The organism is Rhodoferax sp., assembly GCF_010365055.1.
GTDB lineage: Bacteria > Pseudomonadota > Gammaproteobacteria > Burkholderiales > Burkholderiaceae_C > Rhodoferax.
In genome coordinates, this window is sequence record NZ_JAAFHA010000052.1 from 1 (window position 1) to 26,420 (window position 26,420).

Consider the following 26,420-nt stretch of genomic DNA (forward strand, 5'->3'; position numbering starts at 1 on the left):
GGGCTTGATGGAAATGCCGCCGCTGTCGAAGGTGACGCCCTTGCCCACCAGCACCGTCGGCGCCTCGGATTTCACGGCACCGCTATAACGCAGCACAATAAAACGCAGCGGCTCTTCCGAGCCCTGGGCGACCGCCATGAAAGCGCCCATGCCCAGCTTTTGCACCTGCTTGGGGCCAAGTGCCTCACATTTGATGTTCGGGAACTTGGCCAAAGCGTGTGCGGCACCCGCCAACAACTCAGGTGTGGCATGGTTGGCTGGCCGATTCGCCCACTCCTTGGCAAACTCGATACCTGCGACGGCGGCAACGGCATGATCAAAGACCGGCTTCAACCCGGATGTATCTGAAACACCAATGAGCACACGCTGGATGACCCGGCCCTGCGGCTTGGATTGGGTCGTGGTGAACACATAGCTGGCTTCGGCAGCGGCAGTCACGGCAGCGCGCAGTTGTGCGTCCAGCGGCACCGTGGCAAAACAAATCACGAGCTTTTTGACATTGCCCCCTTTGGCAGCCGACACGGCGGCCTTCACGGCCTTGTTCACCTCATGGGCGGAGCCTTCCCCGGCATGTGCCAACACCGCGCGCACGCAGGCCAAGCCAGCTGGCCGGTACAAAGCCAGTGTTTTGCCCGGCTTGGCTTCCAGGTCGCCCGCCTTCAAGGCGTGCGCCACCAGCAGGGACAAGACGTCCTTTCCCGGCTTGAAAGAAGAGCTGATCAAAACAACCAGAGCATCGCACTTCTCTTTGGAAGCAGCGCTCAGGTCAAGGGTTTCTAGTTCAAAGTTCATAATCCATCTCTTTGTTTTAAGTCACTGCAGTCTGTCTCACTAAATCGCAAGCGATGTTATTCCATTCTTCCATCCGCAAGGAATTGGCCCGCAGTTTTGGTGCCACGCTGATTGTGCTGGCCACGGTGGTCATGACGATGACGCTGATTCGCACCCTGGGACAGGCCTCGCGCGGCAGCTTCAACCCGTCGGACGTCATGCTGGTCATGGGCTACACCGTGCTCGCCTACATGCCGACCATTTTGACCATGAGCCTGTTCATTGCCATCATTGCCACCTTGTCACGCATGTACCGGGAGAGCGAGATGGTGATCTGGTTCAGCAGCGGCAAAGGGCTGGCGACGTTGCTGGGTCCTTTGTTCCGTTTTTCCTGGCCGGTCTTGCTGATGGTCGCAGCGCTGGCCCTGTTGGTGCTGCCCTGGACCAACCAGAAGATCGAGACCTTGAAGGCGGAGTACGAAAAACGGGGTGACCTTGAACGCATTGAACCGGGTCAATTTCAGGAGTCAGCGGGTGGCAAGCGGGTGTTTTTTGTCGAAAAGGACGCTACCGGCAAGCAAGCTGGCAACAACGTCTTTATTGCGACAACCGAAGACGGCAAAGAGACCATTACCTCTGCCCGCCGCGGCCGGATCGAGACCATTGGCCCGGACCGTTTCTTGATGCTCAGCAACGGGCAACGTCTGGAAAGCGTGATCGGCACGTCGGAACTGAAGATCAGCGAATTTGAAGAGTACGGCATCAAGGTCGGCGTGGACATTCTCGCCGACAGCAATTCCGTCTCCATCAATACCCGCCCCACCCGCGAGTTGTTCGAGAACCGGACGCTGCCCAACCTGGCAGAGTTGTCGTGGCGTATTGGTCTGATTTTGGCGGCCATCAATCTGGTGATCATCGGCATTGCCGTGTCGAGCGCCAATCCGCGCGTCGGGCGCAGCGCCAATCTGGTATTTGCCTTATTTGCCTTCGTTTTTTACTACAACTTGTTGAGCCTGGGCCAAAGCTGGATCGCCTCTGGGAAATTTGGCTTCGGCGCTTTCTTGACGACCGTGCATGGTGGCGCCTTGGCGGTGGCTATCGTCTGGCTGGTCAAAGGGCATAACAACTGGCGCTGGCGCACTTTGTTGGGCCGGCCTGGCCGATCGAGCTCCACGTTGCGAAAGACACCGACTTGAACACCATCCGACGCCTGATCTACGGCGAAGTGCTTTATGCGGTGGCTTTCGTCACCCTGGGCTTTCTGTCGCTGTTCTTCTTCTTTGATTTCGTGGAAGAAGTCCAGGCGGTAGGGCGCTACTCGGCCGCTGGCTACCGCATCGTGCATGCCCTGAGCTATGTGGCGCTCATGATTCCGAGTCACTTGTATGAGCTGCTGCCCATCGCTGTGCTGATTGGCACGATCTTTGTGATGGCGCGCTTCGCGCAAAGCTCTGAATTCACGATATTGCGCACCAGTGGGCTGGGGCCGTGGCGCGCCTTGCGGGCATTGCTGCTGCTGGGCCTTGGGTTTGTGCTGTTGACCTTTGCCATTGGCGATTACCTTTCACCGCCGGCAGATCGCTCGGCGCAACTCCTCAAGGCGCGTTACGAGGGCAGCATCACCGTCGGCCAGACGGGGGCCTGGCTCAAGGAACAGCGGGCCAACGCACAATATGCCGTCAACGTCAGGGCCATGGCGCCGGACGGCAGCATGAGCGGCGTGCGCATTTTTGAATTCGACAGCCAGGGTTTCCTGCGGTCCACCTTGCAGGCGCAAAGCGCCCACTTTGCTGCCGATGACGCTTGGCAGCTGGGCGGTGTGCGGCGAACCGATTTCCCGCTGCGAGGTGCCGACACCGCCCGCATTGACCGCGTGCAACTGGACAGTTACCGGTGGCCCAACCAGATCAGTGCCGAGATGGTGGCGGCGGCGCTGCTCAAACCCAAACAGATGAGTACGATTGACCTGTTTCAGTACATCCAGCACCTGCAAGCGAATTCGCAGACCGCACAGCGCTACGAAATCGAGTTCTGGAGAAAGGTTTTTTATCCCTTGAGCTGCCTGGTCATGGTGGTGCTAGCCCTGCCCTTTGCCTACCTGCACTTTCGCTCGGGCGGCATTGCCACCTATGTGTTTGGCGGCGTCATGGCCGGCATCAGTTTCTTCTTGCTCAACAACGTCTTTGGCTATATGGGCAACCTGCAGAACTGGCAGCCGTGGCTGACGGCGGCGCTGCCGGGGATGATCTATCTGGTGCTCTCCCTGACGGCATTTGCCTGGCTGGTCCTGCGGCGCTGACGTCAACGCCCGCATTCAAGTGGAAAACAGGCTGATGCAACCCGATCTGGCACGCGGCACCATCCTGCTGGCACATGGCTCGCGCGACCCTTTGTGGCGCAAGCCGATTGAAGCGGTGGCCGAGCAGATGCGTGGGTTGGCGCCTGCGGTCCATGTACGCTGTGCCTACTTGGAACTGTCGGTGCCTGATTTGCCCAGCAGCGCAACTGAATTGGTAACGCTGGGCGTCACCTCGATCACGGTGGTCCCGCTGTTTTTTGGCGTGGGCAAGCATGCGCGCGATGACTTGCCGCTGCTGATCAGTGCCTTGCGGGCGACGCACCCCGCAGTCACTTTTGATCTGAGACCCGCCATCGGCGAGCAAGCCCAGGTCATTGAGTTGATCGCACGCATTGCCCTGGCCTGATCATTTCGCCTGGGACGAGGCGTCAATAAGAAGTCGCATAGGGCATAATAAATTTCATTCTTAGCTGAAATTTGATATGAACCTACACCAATTCCGCTTTGTACAAGAGGCAGTCCGGCGCAATCTCAACCTCACTGAGGCCGCCAAGTCGCTGCACACCTCGCAGCCAGGTGTCTCCAAAGCCATCATCGAGTTGGAAGAGGAACTGGGGATTGAGATTTTTGCCCGTCACGGCAAACGCCTCAAGCGCGTGACCGAGCCGGGTCAGCATGTTCTCAAAAGCATTGAGCTCATCATGCGGGAGGTGAGCAACCTCAAGCGCATCGGTGAGCAGTACAGTGCCGAAGACAGCGGCACCCTGTCGATCGCCACCACCCACACGCAGGCGCGCTATGTGCTGCCGGAACCCGTGGCCAAGCTGCGCCAGGCTTACCCCAAGGTCAACGTCAGCCTGCATCAGGGCTCACCCGACCAGGTGGCCAAGATGCTGATTGACGAAGTGGCCGAGATTGGCATTGCCACGGAATCGCTCGATGGCTATTCGGAACTGGTGACCTTGCCCTGCTACGAGTGGCAGCATGTGCTGGTATTCCCGGTGGGCCACCCCTTGTCGCTCAAGGAACACCTGACGCTGGAAGACATTGCCCGCGAACCCTTGATCACCTACCACCCGTCTTACACCGGACGCACCAAAGTTGACCATGCCTTTGCCATCCGCAAGTTGGAGCCCCGCATTGCGCTGGAGGCGATTGACTCGGACGTGATCAAGACCTATGTGCGCCTGGGCCTGGGCATCGGCATTGCCGCCGAAATGTCGGTGCGCGACGTGGTGGCCGAGGGTTCTAAGAGTGATCTGGTCGTGCGCCCCGCCGGCCTCCTGTTTGGCCAGAATGTGGCGCGCGTCGCCTTCAAGCGGGGCGCCTACCTGCGTAATTTTGTTTACAAATTTGCCGAATTGCTGAGCGACCGACTGAGCCGTGATCTGGTGGCACGCGCCATGCTGGGTCATGTCGATGACTATGAACTGTAAAAACCACCCAATTCCGAACCTGTAAATACCATGGACACCCAAAAGACCCCACCGCTCCAATCCAAACTGCCCAACGTTGGCACCACCATTTTCACTGTCATGTCCGCGCTGGCGGCGGAGAAAAATGCCGTCAACCTGGGGCAAGGCTTTCCCGACTTTGACTGCGACTCCCATCTGGTCGATGCCGTGAGTGACGCCATGCGGCAGGGCCTGAACCAGTACCCTCCCATGACCGGCGTGCCGGTGCTGCGCGATGCGATTGCGGCCAAGATCAAGGCGCTGCACGGCCGTGACTACAGCGCGGCCAGCGAAATCGCCGTCACCGCCGGAGCCACGCAAGCCATCCTCACCATCATTCTGGCGGTCGTCCACGCGGGCGACGAGGTCATCGTGCTGGAGCCGTGCTACGACAGCTACGTGCCCAACATTGACTTGGCTGGCGGCGTGCCGGTGCGCGTGCCCTTGACACCCGGCAGCTTCCGCCCCGATTTCGACAAAATCGCCGCGGCCATCACCCCGAAAACCCGCGCCATCATCATCAACTCACCGCACAACCCCAGCGGCACGGTGTGGACGGCGCAAGACATGCTGCGCCTGCAGGAGATTCTCGCGCCCACCAACGTCTTGCTGATCAGTGACGAGGTTTATGAACACACGGTGTTTGACGGCCAGCAACACCAAAGTGCTTCGCGCTTTCCCGGCTTGGCAGCGCGTGCCTTCATCGTCTCCAGCTTCGGCAAAACCTACCATGTGACCGGGTGGAAAGTCGGTTATGTGGCGGCACCGGCAGCCTTGAGCACCGAGTTTCGCAAGGTGCACCAGTTCAACGTCTTCACCGTTAACACCCCGGTGCAATACGGGCTGGCGACTTACATGGCCGACCCGAAGCCCTATCTGGAACTGCCCGCGTTCTACCAGCGCAAACGCGATCTGTTTCGCGCCGGGTTGCAGCGCACCAAGTTCAAACTGTTGCCCTGCGAAGGCACGTTTTTTCAGTGCGTGGACATCTCGGATGTCAGCGACCTGGGTGAGACCGAGTTCTGCAAATGGCTCACCTCGGAAATTGGCGTGGCAGCCATTCCGTTGTCCGCGTTCTACGGCAACGGCTTCGATCAGCGCGTGGTGCGTTTCTGCTTTGCCAAGAAGGAGGAAACGCTGAATGCGGCGTTGCAGCGCCTGCAATCACTATAATAACAGGAGCTACTAACGCTTATTTTACGGGAGCTAGCGCCTGTTTTTATATAAATTTTTGGCTAAAAGACGGGTTATTCGCCACCGGCTACGATGAGGTTCTGTTCTCGTCAAATAGGAGGCTGCCGTGTCACATGTCATCAAGTCACTCTGCGTTGTTGCCCTGCTGCTACTGGCCCCTATGACTCCCGTTGGCGCCCAAACGATGCGTCCCGAGGTCGTGGCCTCCGAGCTGCAAAACCCGTGGGCGGTGGCTTTTTTGCCCGAAGGGCGGTTTCTGGTGACCGAGCGACCGGGGCGCATGCGGGTGATCGAAGCGAACGGCAAAGTGGGTGCCGCACTGGTCGGCATGCCCACAGTCGCCGCAGGGGGGCAAGGCGGTTTGCTGGACCTGCTGCTGGACGCCGACTTTGCGCGCAACCGCACGCTTTTTTTCTGCTTCTCCGAGCCGGGGCAGACCGGCAACAGCACCGCCCTGGCCCGCGCCAGCCTGTCAGACGACCGCACACGGCTGGAAGACGTCAAGCTCATATTCAGCCAAAAGCCCAAGGTGGCCAGCAGCGCCCACTTTGGCTGCCGCGTCGTGGAGAGCCAGCAAGCTGGCAAGCCCGACGGCATGCTGTTTCTGACGCTGGGTGAACGCTTTGTGCGCAAGGACGACGCGCAAAAGCTGGACAACCACCACGGCAAGATCATCCGCATCCACAAGGACGGCCGCGTGCCCGCCGACAACCCGTTTGTGGGACGCGCCGGCGCCCTGCCCGAGATCTGGTCTTACGGCCACCGCAATGTGCAGGGCGCGACCCTCTCGCCGGACGGCACCCTGTGGTCGCACGAGCACGGCCCGCAAGGCGGTGACGAAATCAACCTGCCCCAGCCCGGCCGTAATTACGGTTGGCCGGTGATTACCTATGGCGAGAACTACGGCGGCGGCAAGATGGGTGACGGCATCAGCGCCAAAGTTGGCATGGAGCAGCCGCTGCACTACTGGGTACCGTCGATTGCGCCCTCGGGCATGGCGTTTCTGAGCAGCGAGCGCTATGGCCGAGCCTGGGTCGGCAACCTGTTTGTCGGCTCGCTCAAGTTTGGCTACCTGGACCGCATCGAGTTGACCGAGCCCTTCAAAGGCAAGGTGCTGCGCGAGCACAAGCTGCTGGCCGATCTGGGCAAGCGCATCCGCGATGTGCGCCAGGGGCCGGACGGCTTGCTCTATGTGGTGACGGATGACGCGCGCGGTCAGTTGATCAGGTTGATGCCAAATTAGGATTACGAGCCAGCGCCAGGCGCGGGTGCGCCAATGGTCGCATCAACTGGTGAACTGCTGCCAAGCCTTCTCCAGCCGTTTCACACTCACCGGCTGCGGCGTGCGCAGCTCTTGTGCGAAGAAGCTGACACGCAACTCTTCCAGTAACCAACGGAACTCCTGCATGCGTTCGTCGCTGACACCCTTGCGATCGGCCACCAACCGCCAGTAACGTTGCTCCAGCGGACGCAGCTCGGCCAGGCGCGCGGCATCTCGGGCCGGGTCGGCGCGGTATTTATCCAGCCGCGCGGTGATGGCTTTGAGGTAGCGGGCAAAGTGCTGCAACGCCGGCCACGGCGAGCTCGCCAGGAAGCGTTTGGGCATCAGGCGCGCCAGTTGCTGCGCGCAATCGAGCGTGGCCTCGGGCGCATTCTTGGTGTCCTTGATCTTGCGGGCAGCCACAGCGTACTCGGCCAAAATGGTGGCGGCCAGGCGCGCCACCTCGGTGGCGATCAGCGTCAAACGTCCCCGGCCCTCGTCGATGCGTCGCTTGAAGTCGAACTCGTTGGTCGGCAAGGGCTCCAGCAAAAAGGCCCGGTCCAGCGCCACGGCGATGATCTGCTCGCGCAGTTCTTCCAGCGTGCCGCCACCGCTGCCCTCTAACGACTTGCCTACCTGCATGAAGGTGACGGCCATCTTTTGCAGATCGGGAATGTTCTTTTCCAGGTACTTGAGCGCGTCCTTGATCTGCAGCGAAAACAGGCGGCGCAGGCCAGCACGGTGTTTGGCGGCTGCCACATCGGGCTCGTCAAACACCTCGATCATGACGGCATCCAGCGCGTCGATCAGCGCCGGGTAGCCGATCAGGGTCTGGCCCCCTTTTTGGATTTCGAGCAGCTCGGGCAACTCCCCAAAGGTCCAGGCGGTGTGGCGCTGGCCTGCGGGGGCTGCCGGAGAAACTATGTTTTTAATAGCATCTTTGCTACTGTTGACGCGGTCTAGGGGCTTATTTTCTTTAAAAACTGGCAATGCGGCAGCATCCTTGGCCATTTTGAGTCCGGCCAGCACCTGGAACGCGCCCCGCGCCTTGGCGCCCAGTTCGGCCTTGTGCGCACCCAGGTTGCGCCCGGTACCGAGCTGGCGACCATGTTCATCGACGACCCGGAAGTTCATGAAGAAATGCGGACTGAGCATGTCCACCTTGATGTCGGCGCGCACCACGTCGATCGAGGTGGCCTGGCGCACCAGCTTCAGCACGGCGTCGAGCAAGCTGGCGTGCCCGAAAATCTCGGGGGCGTTCAGCGTTTCGGCCATTTTGGTTGCACTGTCCGGCAGCGGCACCAGGCGCGAGCGGGGGCGCTGGTGCAGGGTTTTGAGCAGCGCCTGAATCTTGTCTTTGAGCATGCCAGGCACCAGCCATTCGCAGCGCTCTTCGTTCACCTGGTTCAACACGAACAGCGGCACCGTCACGGTGAGGCCATCCTTGGCGTCGCCGGGTTCGTGCAGGTAGACGGCGGCGCAGTCGACCCCGCCGAGCCGGATGGTTTTGGGGAAGGACTGGGTCGTGATGCCAGCGGCCTCGTGGCGCATCAGTTCCTCGCGCGTGAGCAGCAACAGCTTCGGGCTTTTCTTGACTTCCTCGCGGTACCAGTTCTCGAAGCTGTAGCCGCTGCACACATCGCTTGGCAGTTGCTGGTCGTAGAAGGCAAAAATCAGCTCTTCGTCCACCAGCACGTCTTGCCGGCGCGCCTTGTGCTCCAGGTCTTCCACCTGTTTGATGAGCTTCTGGTTGGCTTCCAGAAACGGCAGCTTGGTTTCCCACTGCCCGTCAACCAGCGCTTGGCGGATGAAAATTTCGCGTGCGGCCACCATGTCCACCCGGCCGAAATTGACGCGGCGACCACTGTAGATGACGATGCCATACAGGGTGGCACGCTCCAGCGCGTTGACCTCGGCCGCTTTCTTTTCCCAATGCGGGTCAAGCAACTGTTTCTTGAGCAGATGGGCACCCACCTGCTCGAGCCACTGCGGCTCGATGGCGGCAATGCCGCGGCCAAACAGGCGCGTGGTCTCCACCAGTTCGGCCGCGACGATCCAACGGCCCGGTTTTTTGACCAGATGCGCACCCGGATGCGGGTAAAACTTGATGGAGCGCGCACCGAGGTACTCGCCCCCTGCCCCTTCGGTTTCCAGCTTGCAGCCGATGTTGCCCAGCAAGCCCGACAGCATCGACAAATGCAGTTGCTCGTAACTCGCAGGCAGTGTGTTGAGCCGCCATTTGTGCTCGGCCACCACCGTGTGCAGCTGCGAATGAATGTCGCGCCACTCGCGCACGCGCCGGATGTTGACGAAGTTCTGGCGCAAGAGCTGCTCGTATTGGCGGTTGCTGAGCTTGTGTTGACCCTCCCCGCCCTTGCCGTCATTGATCCACTTCCACAGCTTCAGATAACCTGAAAATTCGCTCTTCTCGTCGTCAAACTTGACGTGAGCGGCATCGGCCTGCTGCTGCGCTTCCATCGGCCGGTCGCGCACGTCCTGCACGCTCAGCGCCGAGGCGATGACCAGCACTTCATCGAGCGCGCCGCGTTCCCGCGCTTCCAAGATCATGCGACCCACGCGCGGGTCCAGCGGCAGTTTGGCCAACTCCTGGCCCATCGTGGTCAGCTCGTTGGTGTCGTCCACGGCACCGAGTTCATTGAGCAACTGGTAGCCGTCGGCAATGGCGCGGCCCGACGGGCGCTCGATAAACGGGAACTCTTCGACCAGTCCCATGCGCAGCGACTTCATGCGCAAAATCACGCCAGCCAGCGACGAACGCAGGATTTCGGGGTCGGTAAAGCGCGGTCGCCCGTCAAAGTCTTTCTCGTCATAAAGACGAATGCAGATGCCGTTGGCGACGCGGCCGCAGCGCCCGGCGCGCTGGTTGGCGGAGCTCTGGCTGATCGGTTCCACCAGCAGCTGCTCGACCTTGCTTCTGAAGCTGTAGCGCTTCATGCGCGCGGTGCCGGCGTCGATCACGTAGCGAATGCCCGGCACGGTGAGCGAGGTCTCGGCCACGTTGGTGGCCAGGATGATGCGCCGCCCGGTGTGGCCGTCAAAAATGCGGTCCTGCTCAGCCTGGCTCAGGCGCGCAAACAGCGGCAGCACCTCGGCATTGCGAAACACCGGCTGGTGGCTCAGGTGGCCGCGCAGGTGGTCCGCCGCTTCGCGGATCTCGCGCTCGCCGGGTAAAAAAACCAGAATATCGCCGCTGTTGTGCACGTCGCGCCACAGCTCATCGACCGCATCGGCAATCGCGCTGTTGAGGTCGTAGTCGCGCGACTCTTCAAACGGCCGGTAGCGCTGCTCCACCGGGAACATACGGCCCGACACCATGATGACCGGTGCTGGAATCAAAGGCCCCCACGCTGCGCGCTGCGCGTCCTCGCTGCCCCCCGAGGGTGCCTCGCCCGGCTTGGGGCGGCCCGGCGCCAGGCGCTTGCGAGAAGCAAAGTGGTCCGCAAAGCGCTGGGCGTCGATCGTGGCCGAGGTCACGATGATTTTCAGGTCGGGCCGACGCGGCAGGATCTGGCGCAGGTAGCCCAGCAAAAAATCGATGTTGAGCGAGCGTTCATGCGCCTCGTCAATGATGATCGTGTCGTAGGCTTTGAGCAGCGGGTCGGTCTGCGTCTCGGCCAGCAAAATGCCGTCGGTCATCAGCTTGACCGAGGTATCGCGGCTCAAGCGGTCCTGAAAGCGCACCTTGAAGCCGACCACATCGCCCAGCGTAGTTTTCAGCTCTTCGGCAATGCGCTTGGCCACACTGCTGGCGGCAATACGGCGCGGCTGGGTGTGGCCGATCAGCTTGGCATGTTGGCCGCTCGGGTAATTGAGCTTGCCACGCCCCATCGCGAGCGCGATCTTGGGCAATTGCGTGGTCTTGCCGGAGCCGGTTTCGCCACAGACGATGATGACCTGATGCTGCTGCAGCGCGGCCATGATCTCGTCGCGTTTACCCGACACGGGCAGGGATTCTGGAAACTCGATTTGGAGGGGCAAAGCAGTCAAGGCAATAACTTCGTAGAGAATCGGGGATTATCCCAGCCCTTGGCCACACTTCATCCCCGCTGCATTCGCATGACCTCTGTTTTCAACTTCACCTTTGTGCCTTGGTTTCGCTCGGTGGCACCTTACATCCACAAGTTTCGCCACCAGACCTTTGTGGTCGGCATTGCGGGTGAGGCGATTGCGGCCGGCAAGCTGCAGCACCTGGCGCAAGACCTGGCGATGATCCAGAGCATGGGCGTCAGGATTGTGCTGGTCCATGGCTTTCGCCCCCAGGTGAATGAGCAACTCAAGGCCAAGGGCCATGCAGCGCGCTATTCACATGGCATTCGCATCACGGACGAGGTGGCACTGGATTGCGCACAAGAGGCTGCCGGCCAGTTGCGCTACGAGATTGAGGCTGCGTTCAGCCAGGGCCTGCCCAACACGCCGATGGCAGGCGCCACCGTGCGCGTGATTTCAGGCAATTTCCTCACGGCCAGGCCGGTTGGCATTGTGGATGGGGTGGACTTCCAACACTCGGGTGTGGTGCGCAAGATCGACACTGCCGGCATCATGCGCTCGCTGGACATGGGCGCGCTGGTGTTGATGTCGCCGTTTGGCTTTTCGCCCACCGGCGAGGCGTTTAACCTGACCATGGAAGAGGTCGCCACCTCAGTGGCCATCGCACTGCAGGCCGACAAGCTGATCTTTGTCACTGAAATCGCCGGCATCCCCACTGATGTGACGCAGCCGGTCAGTGACGACAACCCGATTGACACCGAGTTGCCGCTCGCCACGGCTGAAAAGCTGTTGGCCCAATTGCCCGCCGCCAACCGACCCAGCGACACCGCGTTTTACCTGCAGCACTGCGTGAAGGCGTGCAAGCACGGGGTCGAGCGCAGCCACATCATCCCGTTTGCAGTGGATGGCTCGATCTTGCTGGAGGTGTATGTGCACGATGGCATTGGCACGATGGTGGTAGACGAAAAGCTGGAAAGCCTGCGCGAAGCCACGGTGGATGACGTGGGTGGCATCCTGCAACTGATTGAGCCGTTTGAGAAGGACGGCACGCTGGTCAAGCGCAGCCGCACCGAGATCGAGCGTGACGTCGGCAACTACACCGTGATTGAGCACGACGGTGTGATTTTTGCCTGCGCCGCGCTCTACCCCTACCCGGAAGCGCGCACCGGCGAAATGGCGGCCCTCACGGTATCGCCCCAGGTGCAAGGCGAAGGCGATGGCGAGCGGGTTTTGAAGCGCATTGAGCAACGCGCCCGAGTGACCGGGCTGGAGAGCATCTTTGTGCTGACCACCCGCACCACGCACTGGTTTTTAAAGCGCGGCTTTGTGCTGGTCGACCCGGAGTGGCTGCCGGAAGCCCGCAAGCGCAAATACAACTGGGACCGGAAAAGCCAGGTCCTGGTAAAGAAACTTGCCAAAGTTTGAGGGTAAGGACTCGGCGCGATTCAGTGTGAATGTGCGCCGACTTGTCGCCTTGGTATCAGGCCGTGCGGCGAACGGATAGGCGCCAGATCAGCGCCACGGACAGCAGGGCAATCAGACTGAAAACAATGAACGACCAATTGGCAATGGAGCCACCCAAGAAGCGCCAATCGATCTTGCTGCAGTCGCCACTGCCCTTGAAGATCATGGGGATGGCGCGCTGCAACGGAAAGGTCTCGATCATTCCGTAAAAGTCACGGCCACAACTCGACACCTCAGGCGGATACCACTGCAACCAGCTTTGCCGCGCCGCCACATAGGAGCCAAAGCCGCTGGAGCCCAGCATCAAAAAAGTGCCACCAATATGCAGGCCTTTTCGGCCGCTAGCCCCCGTCAATGCTGCGATGATAGCTACCAAAATGAGAGCATAGCGTTGAACGATACACATCGGGCAGGGCTCCAGGCCCACGACATGCTGCAAATATTGTCCGAACGCCAGCATGCCGATGCTCGCCAGACAGACGAGCGCAAGAATGCGGCGCGGAGAATTATCCAACCAGTCGTTCAAAAGCGGAGAGCTCATCACGGTCCTTCAAGGAGAGAATCATGGGCGAAACGCCCGATGATTTGGGCCGGCTTAAGGAAAAAGGTTCCAGCGTCCCTGCAAATCCCTCTGCATTCAGACGATCAACCCGCCGCCGCCTCGTCCGCCGCCTTGCAGGACGGTGAGCACACCGCCTGGGATTTGCCAAGTATCTTGCGCGTGACCATCTGCGAGCGAGCGCGATGCTTGCCACACAGGAAGCACGACATGGTCGCGGCCCCGAACGACGTTGCCGCCGTGAAGGGAGAACCCGATACTTTGGATTTGTAACGCAGGCCATCGGCCAGCATTTTGGTTTTTGTGTCTGCTTTTGCCATAGATGATATTTTACTTCAGTGTCAGAGAACACAGTAACTCGCCCCCTGATTCAGGCCCGATAAAGACAACGGCCATTGAAAGCTTGCTAAAGTCGTGACCTCGTAAAAAATTTGGAAAAAGGCTCAAATGGCACGCACCGTGAACTGCATCAAACTCGGCAAGGAAGCCGAAGGTCTGGATTTTCCGCCCTACCCTGGCGAGCTGGGCAAACGCATTTGGGAAAGTGTCAGCAAGCAGGCCTGGGCCGACTGGCTCAAGCACCAGACCATGCTGGTCAATGAAAACCGCCTCAATCTGGCGGACGCCCGGGCGCGGCAGTACTTGGCACGCCAGATGGAAAATCACTTTTTTGGCGGCGGCGCCGACGCCGCCCAAGGATACGTACCGCCGAGCGCTTGAGGCTGATCATGCAGGGCTGAACTTATGGTGGCCAGTTGCCTGCAAGGGTGTGGTCTTCCGCAAGCCTGGCGCGGGCAAGAAGCTTGGCGCGTGCTGGACACCCGTTTTGCCCGCGGGTTCAATTTTCTGAGCACCTGGCAGGCCTGGCGCCAGGACCCGCAGCGCCCCAGAATGCTGCACTATGTCTCCGTGACCGCCGCGCCGCTTGGCATCGATGAATTGCTGGCATCTTCGGCGTCATGCCCAGAACTGCAATTGCTGACAGAGGAACTGGCGATGCAATGGTCAGGCCTGTTGCCTGGTTTTCACCGCCTGACGTTCGATGGTGGTCATGTCTTGTTGACACTGTGCGTGGGCGACTTGACCGCGATGTTGCGGGCGCAGCAATTTGCAGCTGACTCGGTCTACCTGGTTTCCGATCCGGCTGATACCCCGGGGTGCTTCCCGACGTCACACTGGGATGTCTGGACTGCCAAAGCCTTGGCGCGCTGTTGCCGACGCGGCACCATGCTGGTCGCCCCAATGAATGCTGCATATTGGTATGCTGACTTGACGCCATGTGGGTTTGAAATGGCGGCTGACCCGGTGGACAGGCCGAAAAACTCACCAGCAATAACTCCCAGCCCAGTGCTGCGCGCCCAGTTCAATCCTTCCTGGACGATCAAGCGCACACGCAGCACGATGGCCGGTAGCCTCATGGCGGTCGGTCGCTGCGCTGTCATTGGTGCGGGCCTGGCAGGTGCGAGCGTCGCAGCGTCACTGGCCCGGCGTGGCTGGCGGGTGCAGGTGCTCGACCAGGCGCATACGCCGGCCGCTGGCGCGTCCGGCTTGCCGGTGGGCCTGTTGGTGCCCCATGTATCGGCTGACGACTGTGTGTTGTCGCGCTTGTCACGCAGCGGCGTGCGGCTGATGCTGCAACAAGCGCGCAGCCTTTTGCAGCAAGGACAAGACTGGGAGGCCACCGGCACCCTGGAGCGCCAACTGAACCGCTCGCCGGGCTCGCCCGACCTCTGGCACCCGCAGGCTGCATGGCTCAAGCCAAGCCGGCTGGTGCACGCCTGGCTAGCACAGCCCGGAATTACGTTTCAGGGCGACGTCAAGGTGGCGGCCCTTCGTCAGTGCGGGAATGAATGGGAGTTGCTGGATGCACAAGACAATGTGCTCCACCGTGCCAGCCGCGTGGTTTTCGCTAACGCGGGTGGCGCCACGGCGTTGCTTGAATCCCTGCAAGCGACCCTACCGGCCCTGGACATTCGCGTCAATCAATTCCCCGTCATGCAGGGCGTGCGCGGCCAGGTGTCCTGGGCCATGCACAACGGGCTGCCGGATGCGGCGTTTCCACCCTTTCCGGTCAATGGCGCCGGCAGCGTCGTACCTCGGGTACCGATTGACGCGAATGGCGGCCAGGGCCTGGCCTGGTTTGTTGGCGCCAGTTACCAACCCGATGACCAGCCAGCCACCCCTGACGAAATGAATCATGCGGCCAACCTGGACCGCCTGTGCAAGCTGAACCCTAAGCTGGGACAAGCGCTGGCGGGCCAGTTTGCCGCCGGTGCCGTCAACACGTGGAAAGGCACGCGTTGCGTCACCGCTGACAGGCTGCCCGCCGTGGGCCCGCTCTACCAGACCGAGCACTCCAGCCTGTGGATTTGTGCTGGCTTGGGGTCCAGAGGCTTGAGCTTTTCAATGCTTTGCGCCGAATTGCTGGCGGCGCGCTGGAGCGGCGAGCCGCTGCCGGTTGACGCAGGCTTGGCCCGCACACTTGATGCACGGCGTGGCTCCCCGCGTCATCGGAATCAGCTTGACAGATCGCTTGAACTGCAAGTATCCTGCGCGCCATGAGAATCCTAGCCATCCTTGCCCTCCTGATCGCCCTGTTGTTTGCTGCCAGTGCGCAGGCCAATCCATCAGGGGCGAGTGACGACATGGACAAGTTCTTGGTCGAGAAAGGTCTGCTGGCACGCATTGACCAAGTCCGACACTCGGTCGGCTTGAAAGCCTCGGAATTGGTCTTCACGTCAATGGGATTTCTGGGCGTACCGTACCGGCGTGGTGGCAACACGGCAGAAACCGGGTTTGACTGCAGCGGTTTTGTGCGGGCCATGTATCAGCAAAGCATTGGATTGATCTTGCCGCGCAAAGCGGAGCAGCAGGCAGCAGCCACCGAAACAATTCAACGCGCCGACCTGCAGCCTGGCGATTTGGTGTTTTTTAACACCCTGCGGCGCGCCTTCAGCCATGTAGGCATTTACGTCGGTGATGGCAAATTCATTCATTCACCCAAACCTGGCGCTCACGTGCGGGTGGAAAGCATGGGCGTGGCCTACTGGAACCATCGTTTTGATGGCGCTCGTCGAGTGCAAACCGCATTGCCTGAGACGCCTGCGCTTGAGGCTTTGCCGTCAATTGAATCCACGTTGCACTGAACAAACTCGTTTCTGTCAATTTGGCACAGCGGCAGCTGTCGCAACGCCAGATTAATACGTCTTTCGGGGCGTGGCATTGGAATTACCTGGCAAATTCTCTTTAACGTCCAAGGTACTTAAATCCAGGCGAGTGGCACCTTGGTGCGACCACCTTGATAGGGCCAAAGTGCGCAGCGGTACCTGAGGTCAGCCTGAACCAAGCCAACACACCCGATGACCCTTGCCACCCAAAAACTCTCCACGACTCAGATGTTGCTGTGCGGCGCTGCCATCGTGACCCTGTCCATGGGCATTCGCCACGGTTTTGGCCTGTGGTTGCAGCCCATCACGCAGAGCCAGAACTGGAATCGCGAAACCTTCGCCTTCGCCATTGCCATCCAGAATCTGGTCTGGGGCTTGACCGGCATTTTTGCGGGCATGTTGGCCGACCGCTTCGGCGCCTTCAAGGTCATCGTGGCGGGATCTGTGTTGTATGCGCTGGGTTTGGTGGGCATGGCGACTGCCACCACGCCTCTGCTATTTGCCATGACCGCCGGCGTGCTGATTGGCATGGCCCAGGCGGGCACCACCTACGCCGTTATTTATGGTGTGATTGGCCGCAACATTGAGCCCCACAAGCGCTCCTGGGCCATGGGTGTGGCGGCGGCAGCGGGTTCATTCGGGCAGTTCTTGATGGTACCGACCGAGGGCTTTTTGATCAGTAGTTGGGGTTGGCAGGAAGCCTTGTTGGTGCTGGGTGCGGCCTCGTTGATGATGATACCGTTGGCATGGGGGCTGCACGAGCCAGCTTTGACCGGCAGTTTCGTCGCACGCCGTGAACAAAGCATTGTGCAAGCCTTGAGCGAAGCGTTCAAATACCCGAGTTTTCAGTTACTGATGGCGGGCTATTTTGTTTGCGGCTTTCAGGTGGTGTTCATCGGCGTGCACATGCCAAGCTACTTGCGCGACAAGGGCCTATCGCCCCAAGTGGCAGGTTACGCCCTGGCGCTGATTGGCTTGTTCAATGTCTTCGGCACCTATGCCGCCGGCGTGCTGGGGCAGCGAATGCAGAAAAAAAACATTCTGGCATTCATATACATGGCGCGTGCTTTTGCAATCAGCATTTTCTTGCTGGTGCCCTTGTCGCCATTGAGCGTCTACATATTTTCCAGCGTCATGGGTTTGCTGTGGTTATCCACGGTGCCGCCAACCAACGCCACGGTGGCGCAGATATTTGGTGTAGCTCATCTGTCCATGTTGAGCGGCTTTGTCTTCTTCAGCCACCAAATCGGCTCTTTCATGGGCGTCTGGCTGGGTGGGTACCTGTATGACCGCACCGGCAGCTATGACCTGGTCTGGTACATCGCCATTGGACTGGGCGTGCTGGCAGCGCTGGTCAATCTGCCAATCAAGGAAGCCTCCATTGTTCGCAACCCGGCCATGCAGGGCACCTGAATCAGTATGAAACCCGGCCGAAAAATCCTGCTCTATGCAGTTGTCATTGTCCTGTTACTGGCTGTGTTTTCCCTCTACACCCGCCCTGATTTTTTGCTCACTTTGGCCAACCAGGTCTGGGCCTGCTTTTGAAAATATGCGATATTTTGGATGAATCATCAGCCGCGCCGGCGCATGCCCTGGGGCCAGCATCGAGTTGGGTGCAACGCTGGTCGCACCTAGTTGCGCGCCATGGGTCGGTGCTGGACATCGCGTGCGGACAAGGCCGTCACATGCAATGGTTTGCCGAACGAGGCCACGCGGTGACTGGCATTGACCGCGCGGCTGATGCCGTTCAGGCGGCAAGGAGCTTTGGCGAGATGGTGCTGGCCGATATCGAAAACGCGCCCTGGCCACTGATACAAAGTGGCCAAGCCCGCCAATTTGACGCGGTGATTGTCACCAACTATTTGTGGCGACCGCTCTTTGAGGTCATGGTTCAGAGCCTCGCGCCAGGCGGCGTGCTGATCTATGAGACGTTTGCCCAAGGCCATGAAACTGTGGGCAAACCATCCAACCCTGAATTTTTGTTACGCCCAAACGAGTTGTTGACTGCCTTCAAGAGTCTGCATGTCGTCGCTTTTGAAGACGGCTTTCTGGACCTTCCTCCTCGCTTTGTGCAACGGATTGCCGCCGTGCGACCTGACTTCATTGATGAAACCCGCCAGACACCAGCGCGTTACACGCTCTAGGTAGAATGCACGTTTACTGTTAACTACCCCTCTAACATGACATCCTCAACCAGCCAAATCACGGGCAGCATCGTGGCGCTTGTCACCCCCATGCTTGATGATGGCAGCGTGGACTACCCCGCCCTGCGCAGACTCATCGACTGGCATATCGTGGAGGGCACCGACTGCATTGGCGTGATGGGCACCACCGGTGAATCTCCTACGGTCAACGTGCAGGAGCACTGCGAAATCATCCGCGTCGCGGTGGAGCAGGCGGCAGGACGTGTGCCAATCATGGCCGGCTGTGGCGCCAACTGCACCGCCGAGGCGATCGAGCTAACTCAATTTGCCAAAAAAGTCGGCGCAGATTGCCAGTTGCAGGTGGTTCCGTACTACAACAAACCGACTCAGGAGGGTCAATTCCTCCACTTCAAAGCGATTGCTGAGGCGGTTGACCTGCCCATGGTTCTCTATAACGTACCAGGCCGCTCTGTCGCAGACATGGCGCACGAGACCGTGCTGCGTCTGGCTGAGGTGCCTGGCATCGTTGGCATCAAGGAAGCAACCGGTCAGATTGACCGGGCGCAATGGTTGATCCGCGAAGTGCCCAAAGGCTTTGCCGTTTATTCCGGCGATGACGCCACGGCGGTCGCCCTGATGCTATGCGGTGGCCAAGGCAACATCAGCGTCACAGCCAATCTTGCGCCGCGACTGATGCATGAACTATGCTTGGCCGCGATGGCCGGCGACACAAAGCGCGCCATGGAAATTCAGTTCAAGCTGCTGCCTTTGCACAAAAACCTGTTTATTGAGGCCAACCCGATCCCCGTCAAGTGGGCGGTGGCGCGGCTGAAGCTGTGTGGTGGCACCCTGCGCCTGCCCATGACGCCGTTGACCGCAGCCAACGAAGCAGCAGTCGAAGGCGCTTTGCGCGCCAGCGGCTTGCTCTGATCGACCTGGTCTGTCATTCTTTATTACCCTTTGGAACCTATTTGTGAATCATTTCTCCAGACTCTCACTCGTAAGCCTGTCATTGGCACTCGCCGCGTGTTCGGCGCTCAATGGCGACAAAATCGACTACAAAAGTGCTAGCAAAGGCACCTCGCTTGAAGTGCCCCCGGACTTGACCCAACTGTCACGCGAAACACGTTATGCGGTGCCTGGCACCGCCGTATCGGCGTCGAGCTTCCAGATAGGTCAAGTGGCCCAAACCGTCCCCACAGCAACCACATCTCTGGGCGATGTGAGGATCGAACGTGCGGGCAACCAACGTTGGCTGGTGATCAACCGGCCGGCCGACCAACTTTGGGAACCGGTACGCGACTTCTGGCAAGAAAATGGCTTCCTGCTGGCGATGGACCAAGCCAATCTTGGCATCATGGAAACCGACTGGGCTGAAAACCGGGCCAAAATTCCGCAAGACTTCATTCGCAACACGCTAGGCAAAGTACTTGACTCCCTGTATTCAACCGGCGAGCGTGACAAATTTCGCACCCGTCTCGAACGCAATGCAAGCGGCGGCACCGACGTTTTCATCAGTCATCGTGGAATGATTGAGGTGTACAACAACAACGACAAAGAGTCGACAGCATGGCAACCTCGCGCCGCTGACCCAGAGCTTGAAGCTGAATTCTTACGTCGGCTGATGGTCAAATTGGGAGTGAGCCAAGAGCAGTCCAAGGCACTGTTGGCGGCGGGTGCCAGCCCGAGCAGCTCGCGCGCTACGGCGGTCAACGGTCAACCCGTGGTTCAAATCGACGACGGCTTCGACCGCGCTTGGCGTCGTGTTGGCCTCTCATTGGACCGTACCGGCTTCACCGTCGAGGATCGGGATCGTGCCCAGGGCATTTACTTTGTTCGCTATGTCGCTCCTTCGGCCGACAAGGCAGAGCCAGGCTTCCTGGGCAAACTCTTTGGGGGCTCGAAGGCTGATGCGGCACCGTTGAAATATCGCATTGCGGTCGTGAGTCAGGGGACGTCGACGACGGTGTCAGTGCTTGACGCCAGCGGCAAGCCAGATACATCCGCCAATGCTCAACGGATCGTGAACGTGATCGCTGAAGACCTCAAGTAAAAAAACGCCGCAGGCTCAGCCTGCGATTCGATCGAGAACCCAGCCTGCGGCACACTGGCCAAAGGTGGCAGTCACGCTGACCACCGAGCCATAACCATGGCAATTGAGCGTGCCATCCCCTTCAACCGCACAAGATGCATCAGGGGCTTTCACCGCCTCTCGGCTGAAAACACAGGCGACCCCAATTTTTTTGCCTTGCCGCGGCGCATCGTGCGCCTTGCGCAAACGGTAGCGCAACTGCGCCAGCAAGGGATCATGAGTGACCTGCGCGAGATCATCAATGTCAACCAAATGGGCTTGGCGCTTGCCCCCGGCCGCACCGACTGAGATAAAGAGTGTGCTGGTCTCTAACGCCCACGCCGCCATCGCCGTCTTCGCCTTCACCTGATCACAAGCGTCAATGACGGCAGTGACGCCCTGAGGTAATAGCATGGGCCAATTGCCCGGCTCCACGAATTCCTCGATACACGTGACCTGACATGCCGGATTAAACGAATGAATCCTGTCGCGCATGGCCAACACCTTGGCCTGCCCGAAGCTGGCCTCGACCGCTTGTATTTGACGGTTGATGTTGGACTCGGCCACATGGTCGAGATCAATCAGGGTCAGATGCCCCACCCCGCTACGCGCCAGCGCTTCGGCAGCCCAAGAACCGACGCCACCAATACCCACCACAGCCACGTGTAAATCAGCGATGCGCTGCGCTCCCAACGCACCGTACAGGCGCGCCAATCCGGAAAAACGTCGATCCATGGTCATGCCACGCCCCGAAACCGGTCGCAGCGCGCTACTTGAGACGTGGCAATCTCTCTTTGGCCGCCATGGCTGCTTCCGACTGAGGATAGGCTTTTATCAAATCCTCCAGTGTTTTTCGGGCACCGCGCGCATCCTTGAGTTCAATCTGGCAATTGGCAATGGACAATACCGCCTCGGGCGCTCGCACGTGCTCCGGCTCCTTGGCAATGAGGGAGCGGAAGTTAATAATCGCCTCTTTATAGTCGCGCGTCGCATACTGCGCGTTGCCAAGCCAGAACAGCGCTGACGGTCCATAACCGGTGGCAGGATAGCGCTTGAGAAACTCCAGGAAAACGCTTTGAGCAGCAGAAAAATCGCCTTTTCTAAACACGGCCAACGCCGCCTCAAAGTCGCGTTTTTCAGCAGGCTCAGCCATAAACTCACGACCGTCAACGGTGACTTTGGTGGGTTCAAACTGACGCAGACGCTCATTCACGCCCTGTGCGGTGTCCTTCTGCTGGCGCTGCAACTCCGCTACATCACGCACCAGTTGTTCATTCGAACCCCTGAGCGTTGCCATTTCTGAGCGCAAGGCTTCAATCTGGCTTTGCAGCTCAAGCAAACTCCGCCGAAACGACGCCGTGTCTTCATTGACTCGACCTACGCCTTGCGCTGACTCCGTGCGAACGGCTTCGATACGCTGGCGCAGGTCGAGGATAGCCCTGCGCGCTTCCTCGTCATCAAACAACCCAGCTCCGGCTGACGCTGCTCCCAAACCAAGCAAGACGAACGCGACAACTCGACGAAATACTTTCACGACTTCACTCTCCAAAACGATTAGCGATATCTGATTTCGGCACGCCGGTTTCTGGCCATGGCAGCTTCGTCAGTACCTTGTACGGCTGGCTTCTCCTTGCCAAAACTGACCGCTTCGACCTGACTGTCGGCGACGCCGAGCAAGCCCAGCGCACTGCGCACCGCCTCCGCCCGCTTCTGCCCCAGCGCCAAGTTGTATTCCCGACCACCGCGCTCGTCGGTATGCCCCTCAATCGCCACTCTGCGCCCCTTGTCAGCCTTCAGATAACGGGCGTGGAGCTCAATCACAGACTGGAACTCCGGCTTGATCACGTAGCTGTCGTAATCAAAATAGACTACCCGCGGCCCCCCGACAATAGCCGCATCTTGCGACGACGCCCCCACATCCACTTTGGTCACATCACCCTTACCAACCCCACTGCCGGAACCGTCAGCGCCAGGCGGCAGCACTGACGTTCCCGTCTTGTCCACAACCGGCACCTCGTCAAGATTCGTGGTCGAACCACAACCCGCCATCAAGGCGGTCACAGCAAGAATCAAAAAAATACGTTTCATCAAATTACCTCACTAAATTTATTGCTTCTGGAACGGACCCCAGTCCGGTTCACGAATGTCGCCACTCTGGCCAGCCAGTCGAGCTTTGATTTTACCGTCCAGGGTCGTCGTTAAAAGTGACTCCCTCCCCTGACCCTGGGTTGCATAAACAATCAGGCGACTGTTCGGTGCAAAGCTGGGATTTTCATCAGCGTTGGTGTCGGTAATCGCGTTGACTGTGCCGCTCGCAAGTTCCATTACATGCAGTTTGAAGGCACCACCGACCCGGGAAATGTAGGCCAGCCAACGACCGTCCGGGCTGATGGCAGGAGAAATGTTGTAAGTGCCGGTAAAAGTCACGCGCTCCGCGGCACCGCCCGTTGCTTGCATCCGGTAGATCTGCGGTGCACCACCACGGTCGCTGACGAAATAAATATTCTTGCCATCGGGCGCATAAACCGGCTCCGTGTCGATACCGCTGTTCTGTGCCAGCCTGCGCGGCGCCCCACCGCCAGAGTCGATGGCGTACAGCTGAGAGCCCCCGCTGAGACTCAGCGTGACGGCCAGTGTGCGCCCATCAGGCGACCAGGCCGGTGCACTGTTGGAACCCCTGAAATTAGCGATCAGACGCCGCTTGCCCGTGGCAACGTCGTGGGTATAGACAACCGGTTTACGGGATTCGAACGACACGTAAGCTATTTGGCTGCCATTGGGCGACCAAGCTGGCGAAATAATCGGCTCGGGGCTGGCCAACGCCGACTGTGCATTTTCTCCATCAGCATCAGCAACCCACAACTGATACCGCTGAGCGGCCTTGGTGACATAGGTGATGCGCGTTGAAAACGCACCCTTGTCACCGGTCAACTTTTCGTAAATGAAGTCGGCAATGCGATGCGCTGACAGGCGCAGATCCGTCTGAGTCACGGCGTAGCTCTGCCCGCCGAGATCCTGCCCGCGCACCACATCCCACAAGCGAAAGCGCACGTCGTACCGACCATCCGCCAATCGGTTCACGCTGCCCGTGACCAGCGAGTCAGCCCCCTTTTGCCGCCACAGCGCCACATCGGGGCGGGTGCCCTCGTCGAGTGCCGCTCCCGCGGCATCGACGCCGCGAAATTGCCCGCTGCGCTCCAGGTCGGCCTGCACGATGTCAGCAATCTTCTGCGGCACCGCATCTTGACCACGGAAGGCCGCGACGGCGATTGGCAGCTGGGTCAGGCCTACGCCGGAGACTTCGACGCGGAATTGGGCAAGAGCTGGCAAAGCGGCCAACATCATCAGGACGAGCCCAAGAAACCGGGGCGCATTAAACCGACAGGGAAATGTGAAAAGTTTCATTCTTTCGATTCAAACAGTACAAACCAAAATATTCTTCAAACACCACCGCGATCAACAAGACAAGAGACGCTAGACCCATGCAACGGTGTAGAAAACAAGCATGAGAACAATGCTACCACCCCAAATGTAATCGGCAATCACTTTGAGGCTTTAAAACCCAAGCTGACACCTCGACCGCCAGCTGTGACTGCCCGTTATCTGCTCCCATCAGGCGCGCCGCTTATTTCGACCGGTCAACGTTTTTGCTGCCAGCCGGAAGACCCGAAAAAAACAGTCCGACCGCCCAGGCAAAAAGCAGCTGTTCGGTGTGATCGAGCAGGAAGGAATTGAACAGGTTGCCGACCAGATAAGCCAGCACCAGTCCGCGCGCCAACACTTGTTCGACCAACGGCAGCCGACGTGCCGTCCGCCAAAGCACTACGAACATTGCCAGCAGCAGAATCAGTCCGGGTAAACCTAGCTGGGCTGTGGTCAGCAGATACTGATTGTGGGGATTGTCGGAAGCTTGTGCCGCAGTGCCGGCGACCTGTTGACTGTAGGCATGTTCGAAGCCCCCGGTGCCGACGCCAATCAGTGGATGCTCGGCAATGATGCGCAGGCTGGTGGCGGCATATTGCATGCGCAGACCCATCGAACTTTGATCCTTATTTCCGTATTGCCAGTTCTGGATTTCCCTGATGCCGTCGCTGTATCTGGCCAACACCGGAACGTCCGGCAGCTGCGAAACGACGATCCCCGCGCCGCCGATCACGACTCCGGCGACGATCACGCCGCGCCAACGGAAGCGCTGAATGAACAGGTACCCAGTGAGCACCAGTAAGACCAGTTGTCCTATTCGTCCCTGGACCATTAAAAGATTGACCACCGCCAGCGCTGCGGCGATTCCCAGACCCCAGCGCCAGCGTCGATCGCACACATGCAGCGCACCGAGGAAAAACATAGAGGCACAAAGCGCTACGATGAAACTGTGCGTGATGTGCAGCTTGAAAACCACCGGGTTGCTGGCGTCGTTGTTTTTGCTCAGCCAGTCGGGCAGATCGACGCCGGCCCACATAGCGTAGGAGAGAGCAAGTGTCAGCAGGATACCCAGGCCGAAGGCGGCAGCAGCGCGCCGCTTTTGTGCGTCGGCCAGGGGCAGCGCGATCAGCGCCAGCGGCAGCAGCAGGACAGCATATTTACTGAAGTAACGCAGTCGTTCGGCGGCGCTGCCGAACCCCCAGACCGTGCCGAGCGCGACGAGCAGCAGGAAGGCCAGCAGCACCCAGTTCAGCAGATTAGCGCGCAGGTTCGCCCATTTGTTTTGCCACTCGCCGCAGAGTAGCCAGCTGATCAGGATCACAAACAGCAGCAGGTTGTCGATTGCGGGGGAAATTGGCAGCGACAGGCCGAGCAGAACGGTTGCAACCTGGTAGGTTCGGGCGGCGCGAGAAGCAACTGGGGTGAGCGTGAGGGACATCGTCGGTGCGGTGGATTGGGAAAGGTCGGCGAGGGTAGGGGTCAGCTCGCGGGCGAGGCGCATTTCTTGCGCAGGCCGTAGATCATGACGTCGCCATACCGTCATGACGCGTCAAGCGCGCATTCGCGCAGGACGGCAACAAGCGGCGGATCATGTCAAGCACGCGTTGATGCGTATTGTGGGCGGCAGCGTGTTCGGGCCACAGGGTTTGGGCGGGATTGGTCAGCGTGGTCGTTTTGGGGAGCAGCAGGCCGCAATATGGTTGATCAGTTGGTCGAGATTGGTTTGCAGACCGAAGCGGCGCAACACGTCGGCGCTGCCGGCTTGGGCCAGGGCCAGCATTGCTTCGGGTGTGGTCAAGGCGCGATCAATGGCGGCGGTCCATGCCGCGCCGTCGCCGGAGCGCGCGATCAGCCCGGTTTCCTGATGCCGCACGGTTTCCGGGATGCCGCCGACCTCACTGACGACGACCGGGATGCCAAGCGAAAGGGCCTCGATCTGCGACATGCCGAGCGGTTCGTACGACGAGGGCACGACCACCAGCGCGGCGCGGGTGTAGACCGCCGGGATGTTGTCGACCATACCGAGGAAGGCGACCTGTTGGCCGAGGCCCAGACGTTCGACCTGCTGCTGCAGCTGAACCTTCAACTCGCCTTCGCCGGCGATCGCAAAGCCGATGATCTGGCCGCGCTGTTTGAACGTGGCCAGCACGTCGAGCATCAGCGCGTGCCCTTTTTCCGGACGCAGCATCGCGGCCTGCACGATCACCGGGCGCGGCAGAGCGGAGAGGACCTGCGCGATCGCTGCGGGCAAGGCTTCCTGGCTGCGCCGTGCGATCGCTGCGAAATCGATGCCGGGATACAGCAGATGGATACGTTGCGGATCGATCGCGCGGTTGGCCAGCAGGCGCTGGCGCATCTCGTTGCTGGGCACCAGCGTACGATCGAACAGGTGGTTGTAGGTCCAGGCGTTTGGCTGGCCGTGCTGATAGGTGCGGGCGCGCAGCAGGGCCGGCCGGTCGGGAACCAGCCGCGCCGCCAGCGCGCCGTTGTTGGCGTCGTGGCCGCTGTGGCAAATCAACGCGTCGGGCCGGAAGGATTGCAGCACGCGCCGCACGCCGGCAATGCTGGGCAGGTGCAAGCTGTTGCGGAACGGAATCGCCACGGT

General features: G+C 59.8%; 24 protein-coding genes. 14 read left to right on the forward strand and 10 right to left on the reverse strand.

Annotated features, from left to right (window positions below; all coding sequences use genetic code 11):
• Positions 1-792: M17 family peptidase N-terminal domain-containing protein (locus GZ093_RS12460; RefSeq protein WP_296486349.1), on the reverse strand; the 792-nt coding region annotated here is incomplete at its 3' end.
• A gap of 53 nt (positions 793-845) precedes the next feature.
• On the opposite strand from GZ093_RS12460, the gene lptF reads away from it, so the two are divergent.
• The 6 genes from lptF (at position 846) to GZ093_RS12490 (ending at position 6,961) form a co-directional block, all read left to right on the forward strand.
• Positions 846-1,967: an LPS export ABC transporter permease LptF gene (gene lptF / locus GZ093_RS12465; protein ID WP_296486351.1), complete on the forward strand. Its 1,122-nt coding sequence runs from the start codon at positions 846-848 to the stop codon at positions 1,965-1,967.
• Positions 1,964-3,070, forward strand: a complete 1,107-nt coding sequence (gene lptG, locus GZ093_RS12470; RefSeq protein WP_296486354.1) for an LPS export ABC transporter permease LptG — start codon at positions 1,964-1,966, stop codon at positions 3,068-3,070. Before lptF ends, lptG begins: the two co-directional genes overlap by 4 nt.
• A gap of 34 nt (positions 3,071-3,104) precedes the next feature.
• Positions 3,105-3,476 (forward strand): CbiX/SirB N-terminal domain-containing protein, encoded by a 372-nt coding sequence (locus GZ093_RS12475; protein ID WP_296486356.1) that lies wholly within the window; start codon positions 3,105-3,107, stop codon positions 3,474-3,476.
• 76 nt (positions 3,477-3,552) lie between these two features.
• Positions 3,553-4,506, forward strand: a complete 954-nt coding sequence (locus GZ093_RS12480) for a CysB family HTH-type transcriptional regulator (RefSeq protein WP_296486358.1) — start codon at positions 3,553-3,555, stop codon at positions 4,504-4,506.
• A 30-nt stretch (positions 4,507-4,536) separates the two neighbouring features.
• The gene (locus GZ093_RS12485; RefSeq protein WP_296486360.1) at positions 4,537-5,697 is read left to right on the forward strand and encodes a pyridoxal phosphate-dependent aminotransferase; all 1,161 of its coding nucleotides are present in this window, start codon (positions 4,537-4,539) and stop codon (positions 5,695-5,697) included.
• 181 nt (positions 5,698-5,878) lie between these two features.
• Positions 5,879-6,961: a PQQ-dependent sugar dehydrogenase gene (locus tag GZ093_RS12490; RefSeq protein WP_296486393.1), complete on the forward strand. Its 1,083-nt coding sequence runs from the start codon at positions 5,879-5,881 to the stop codon at positions 6,959-6,961.
• A 42-nt stretch (positions 6,962-7,003) separates the two neighbouring features.
• Here GZ093_RS12490 and hrpA read toward each other — a convergent pair whose 3' ends face one another.
• Positions 7,004-10,987, reverse strand: a complete 3,984-nt coding sequence (gene hrpA / locus GZ093_RS12495; RefSeq protein ID WP_296486362.1) for an ATP-dependent RNA helicase HrpA — start codon at positions 10,985-10,987, stop codon at positions 7,004-7,006.
• A gap of 69 nt (positions 10,988-11,056) precedes the next feature.
• Between hrpA and argA the strand changes: the two genes are divergently transcribed.
• A complete protein-coding gene (argA, locus tag GZ093_RS12500) occupies positions 11,057-12,412 on the forward strand; it encodes an amino-acid N-acetyltransferase (RefSeq protein WP_296486364.1) in 1,356 nt (451 codons plus the stop codon).
• 55 nt (positions 12,413-12,467) lie between these two features.
• Here argA and GZ093_RS12505 read toward each other — a convergent pair whose 3' ends face one another.
• On the reverse strand, positions 12,468-12,992 hold the full coding sequence (locus GZ093_RS12505) for a disulfide bond formation protein B (RefSeq protein ID WP_296486366.1): 525 nt from the start codon (positions 12,990-12,992) through the stop codon (positions 12,468-12,470).
• A gap of 104 nt (positions 12,993-13,096) precedes the next feature.
• The gene (locus GZ093_RS12510; RefSeq protein WP_011464395.1) at positions 13,097-13,330 is read right to left on the reverse strand and encodes a hypothetical protein; all 234 of its coding nucleotides are present in this window, start codon (positions 13,328-13,330) and stop codon (positions 13,097-13,099) included.
• A gap of 127 nt (positions 13,331-13,457) precedes the next feature.
• On the opposite strand from GZ093_RS12510, the gene GZ093_RS12515 reads away from it, so the two are divergent.
• From GZ093_RS12515 to bamC, 7 genes are all read left to right on the forward strand, one after another.
• Positions 13,458-13,730 carry an oxidative damage protection protein gene (locus tag GZ093_RS12515; RefSeq protein WP_011464394.1) on the forward strand — a complete coding sequence of 91 codons (273 nt, stop codon included), beginning with the start codon at positions 13,458-13,460 and terminating at the stop codon, positions 13,728-13,730.
• Between the two features lie 90 nt (positions 13,731-13,820).
• A complete protein-coding gene (locus tag GZ093_RS12520; protein ID WP_296486371.1) occupies positions 13,821-15,572 on the forward strand; it encodes an FAD-dependent oxidoreductase in 1,752 nt (583 codons plus the stop codon).
• Positions 15,569-16,156: a C40 family peptidase gene (locus tag GZ093_RS12525; protein WP_296486373.1), complete on the forward strand. Its 588-nt coding sequence runs from the start codon at positions 15,569-15,571 to the stop codon at positions 16,154-16,156. Before GZ093_RS12520 ends, GZ093_RS12525 begins: the two co-directional genes overlap by 4 nt.
• A gap of 213 nt (positions 16,157-16,369) precedes the next feature.
• Positions 16,370-17,590, forward strand: a complete 1,221-nt coding sequence (locus GZ093_RS12530; protein WP_296486375.1) for an MFS transporter — start codon at positions 16,370-16,372, stop codon at positions 17,588-17,590.
• Positions 17,591-17,736: 146 nt separating this feature from the next.
• Positions 17,737-18,321: a class I SAM-dependent methyltransferase gene (locus tag GZ093_RS12535; RefSeq protein WP_296486377.1), complete on the forward strand. Its 585-nt coding sequence runs from the start codon at positions 17,737-17,739 to the stop codon at positions 18,319-18,321.
• Positions 18,322-18,357: 36 nt separating this feature from the next.
• A complete protein-coding gene (dapA, locus tag GZ093_RS12540; RefSeq protein WP_296486379.1) occupies positions 18,358-19,251 on the forward strand; it encodes a 4-hydroxy-tetrahydrodipicolinate synthase in 894 nt (297 codons plus the stop codon).
• A gap of 43 nt (positions 19,252-19,294) precedes the next feature.
• The gene (gene bamC / locus GZ093_RS12545; protein WP_296486380.1) at positions 19,295-20,374 is read left to right on the forward strand and encodes an outer membrane protein assembly factor BamC; all 1,080 of its coding nucleotides are present in this window, start codon (positions 19,295-19,297) and stop codon (positions 20,372-20,374) included.
• 15 nt (positions 20,375-20,389) lie between these two features.
• On the opposite strand, the gene GZ093_RS12550 is transcribed toward bamC, so the two are convergent.
• The 6 genes from GZ093_RS12550 to GZ093_RS12575 all read right to left on the reverse strand — a co-directional run.
• The gene (locus tag GZ093_RS12550) at positions 20,390-21,133 is read right to left on the reverse strand and encodes a tRNA threonylcarbamoyladenosine dehydratase (RefSeq protein WP_296486381.1); all 744 of its coding nucleotides are present in this window, start codon (positions 21,131-21,133) and stop codon (positions 20,390-20,392) included.
• A gap of 28 nt (positions 21,134-21,161) precedes the next feature.
• Positions 21,162-21,926: a tol-pal system protein YbgF gene (gene ybgF / locus GZ093_RS12555; RefSeq protein ID WP_296486383.1), complete on the reverse strand. Its 765-nt coding sequence runs from the start codon at positions 21,924-21,926 to the stop codon at positions 21,162-21,164.
• 20 nt (positions 21,927-21,946) lie between these two features.
• Complete coding sequence (gene pal / locus GZ093_RS12560) at positions 21,947-22,480, reverse strand: peptidoglycan-associated lipoprotein Pal (protein ID WP_296486385.1); 534 nt, start codon at positions 22,478-22,480, stop codon at positions 21,947-21,949.
• 18 nt (positions 22,481-22,498) lie between these two features.
• Positions 22,499-23,737: a Tol-Pal system beta propeller repeat protein TolB gene (tolB, locus tag GZ093_RS12565; RefSeq protein WP_296486387.1), complete on the reverse strand. Its 1,239-nt coding sequence runs from the start codon at positions 23,735-23,737 to the stop codon at positions 22,499-22,501.
• A gap of 280 nt (positions 23,738-24,017) precedes the next feature.
• Positions 24,018-25,316 (reverse strand): O-antigen ligase family protein, encoded by a 1,299-nt coding sequence (locus tag GZ093_RS12570; protein ID WP_296486389.1) that lies wholly within the window; start codon positions 25,314-25,316, stop codon positions 24,018-24,020.
• Positions 25,317-25,475: 159 nt separating this feature from the next.
• A partial coding sequence (locus tag GZ093_RS12575) for a glycosyltransferase family 4 protein (protein ID WP_296486391.1) occupies positions 25,476-26,420 on the reverse strand: 945 nt, incomplete at its 5' end.

Bases quoted from the DNA above. Each gene is read 5' to 3' on its own strand.
- GZ093_RS12480 (WP_296486358.1), top strand. From the start codon at position 3,553: ATGAACCTACACCAATTCCGCTTTGTACAAGAGGCAGTCCGGCGCAAT.
- GZ093_RS12570 (WP_296486389.1), bottom strand. From the start codon at position 25,316: ATGCGCCTCGCCCGCGAGCTGACCCCTACCCTCGCCGACCTTTCCCAA.
- GZ093_RS12515 (WP_011464394.1), top strand. From the start codon at position 13,458: ATGGCACGCACCGTGAACTGCATCAAACTCGGCAAGGAAGCCGAAGGT.
- GZ093_RS12475 (WP_296486356.1), top strand. From the start codon at position 3,105: ATGCAACCCGATCTGGCACGCGGCACCATCCTGCTGGCACATGGCTCG.
- GZ093_RS12510 (WP_011464395.1), bottom strand. From the start codon at position 13,330: ATGGCAAAAGCAGACACAAAAACCAAAATGCTGGCCGATGGCCTGCGT.
- tolB (WP_296486387.1), bottom strand. From the start codon at position 23,737: ATGATGTTGGCCGCTTTGCCAGCTCTTGCCCAATTCCGCGTCGAAGTC.
- GZ093_RS12505 (WP_296486366.1), bottom strand. From the start codon at position 12,992: ATGAGCTCTCCGCTTTTGAACGACTGGTTGGATAATTCTCCGCGCCGC.
- GZ093_RS12490 (WP_296486393.1), top strand. From the start codon at position 5,879: ATGACTCCCGTTGGCGCCCAAACGATGCGTCCCGAGGTCGTGGCCTCC.
- lptF (WP_296486351.1), top strand. From the start codon at position 846: ATGTTATTCCATTCTTCCATCCGCAAGGAATTGGCCCGCAGTTTTGGT.
- argA (WP_296486364.1), top strand. From the start codon at position 11,057: ATGACCTCTGTTTTCAACTTCACCTTTGTGCCTTGGTTTCGCTCGGTG.
- GZ093_RS12550 (WP_296486381.1), bottom strand. From the start codon at position 21,133: ATGACCATGGATCGACGTTTTTCCGGATTGGCGCGCCTGTACGGTGCG.
- GZ093_RS12525 (WP_296486373.1), top strand. From the start codon at position 15,569: ATGAGAATCCTAGCCATCCTTGCCCTCCTGATCGCCCTGTTGTTTGCT.
- GZ093_RS12485 (WP_296486360.1), top strand. From the start codon at position 4,537: ATGGACACCCAAAAGACCCCACCGCTCCAATCCAAACTGCCCAACGTT.
- GZ093_RS12530 (WP_296486375.1), top strand. From the start codon at position 16,370: ATGACCCTTGCCACCCAAAAACTCTCCACGACTCAGATGTTGCTGTGC.
- pal (WP_296486385.1), bottom strand. From the start codon at position 22,480: ATGAAACGTATTTTTTTGATTCTTGCTGTGACCGCCTTGATGGCGGGT.
- dapA (WP_296486379.1), top strand. From the start codon at position 18,358: ATGACATCCTCAACCAGCCAAATCACGGGCAGCATCGTGGCGCTTGTC.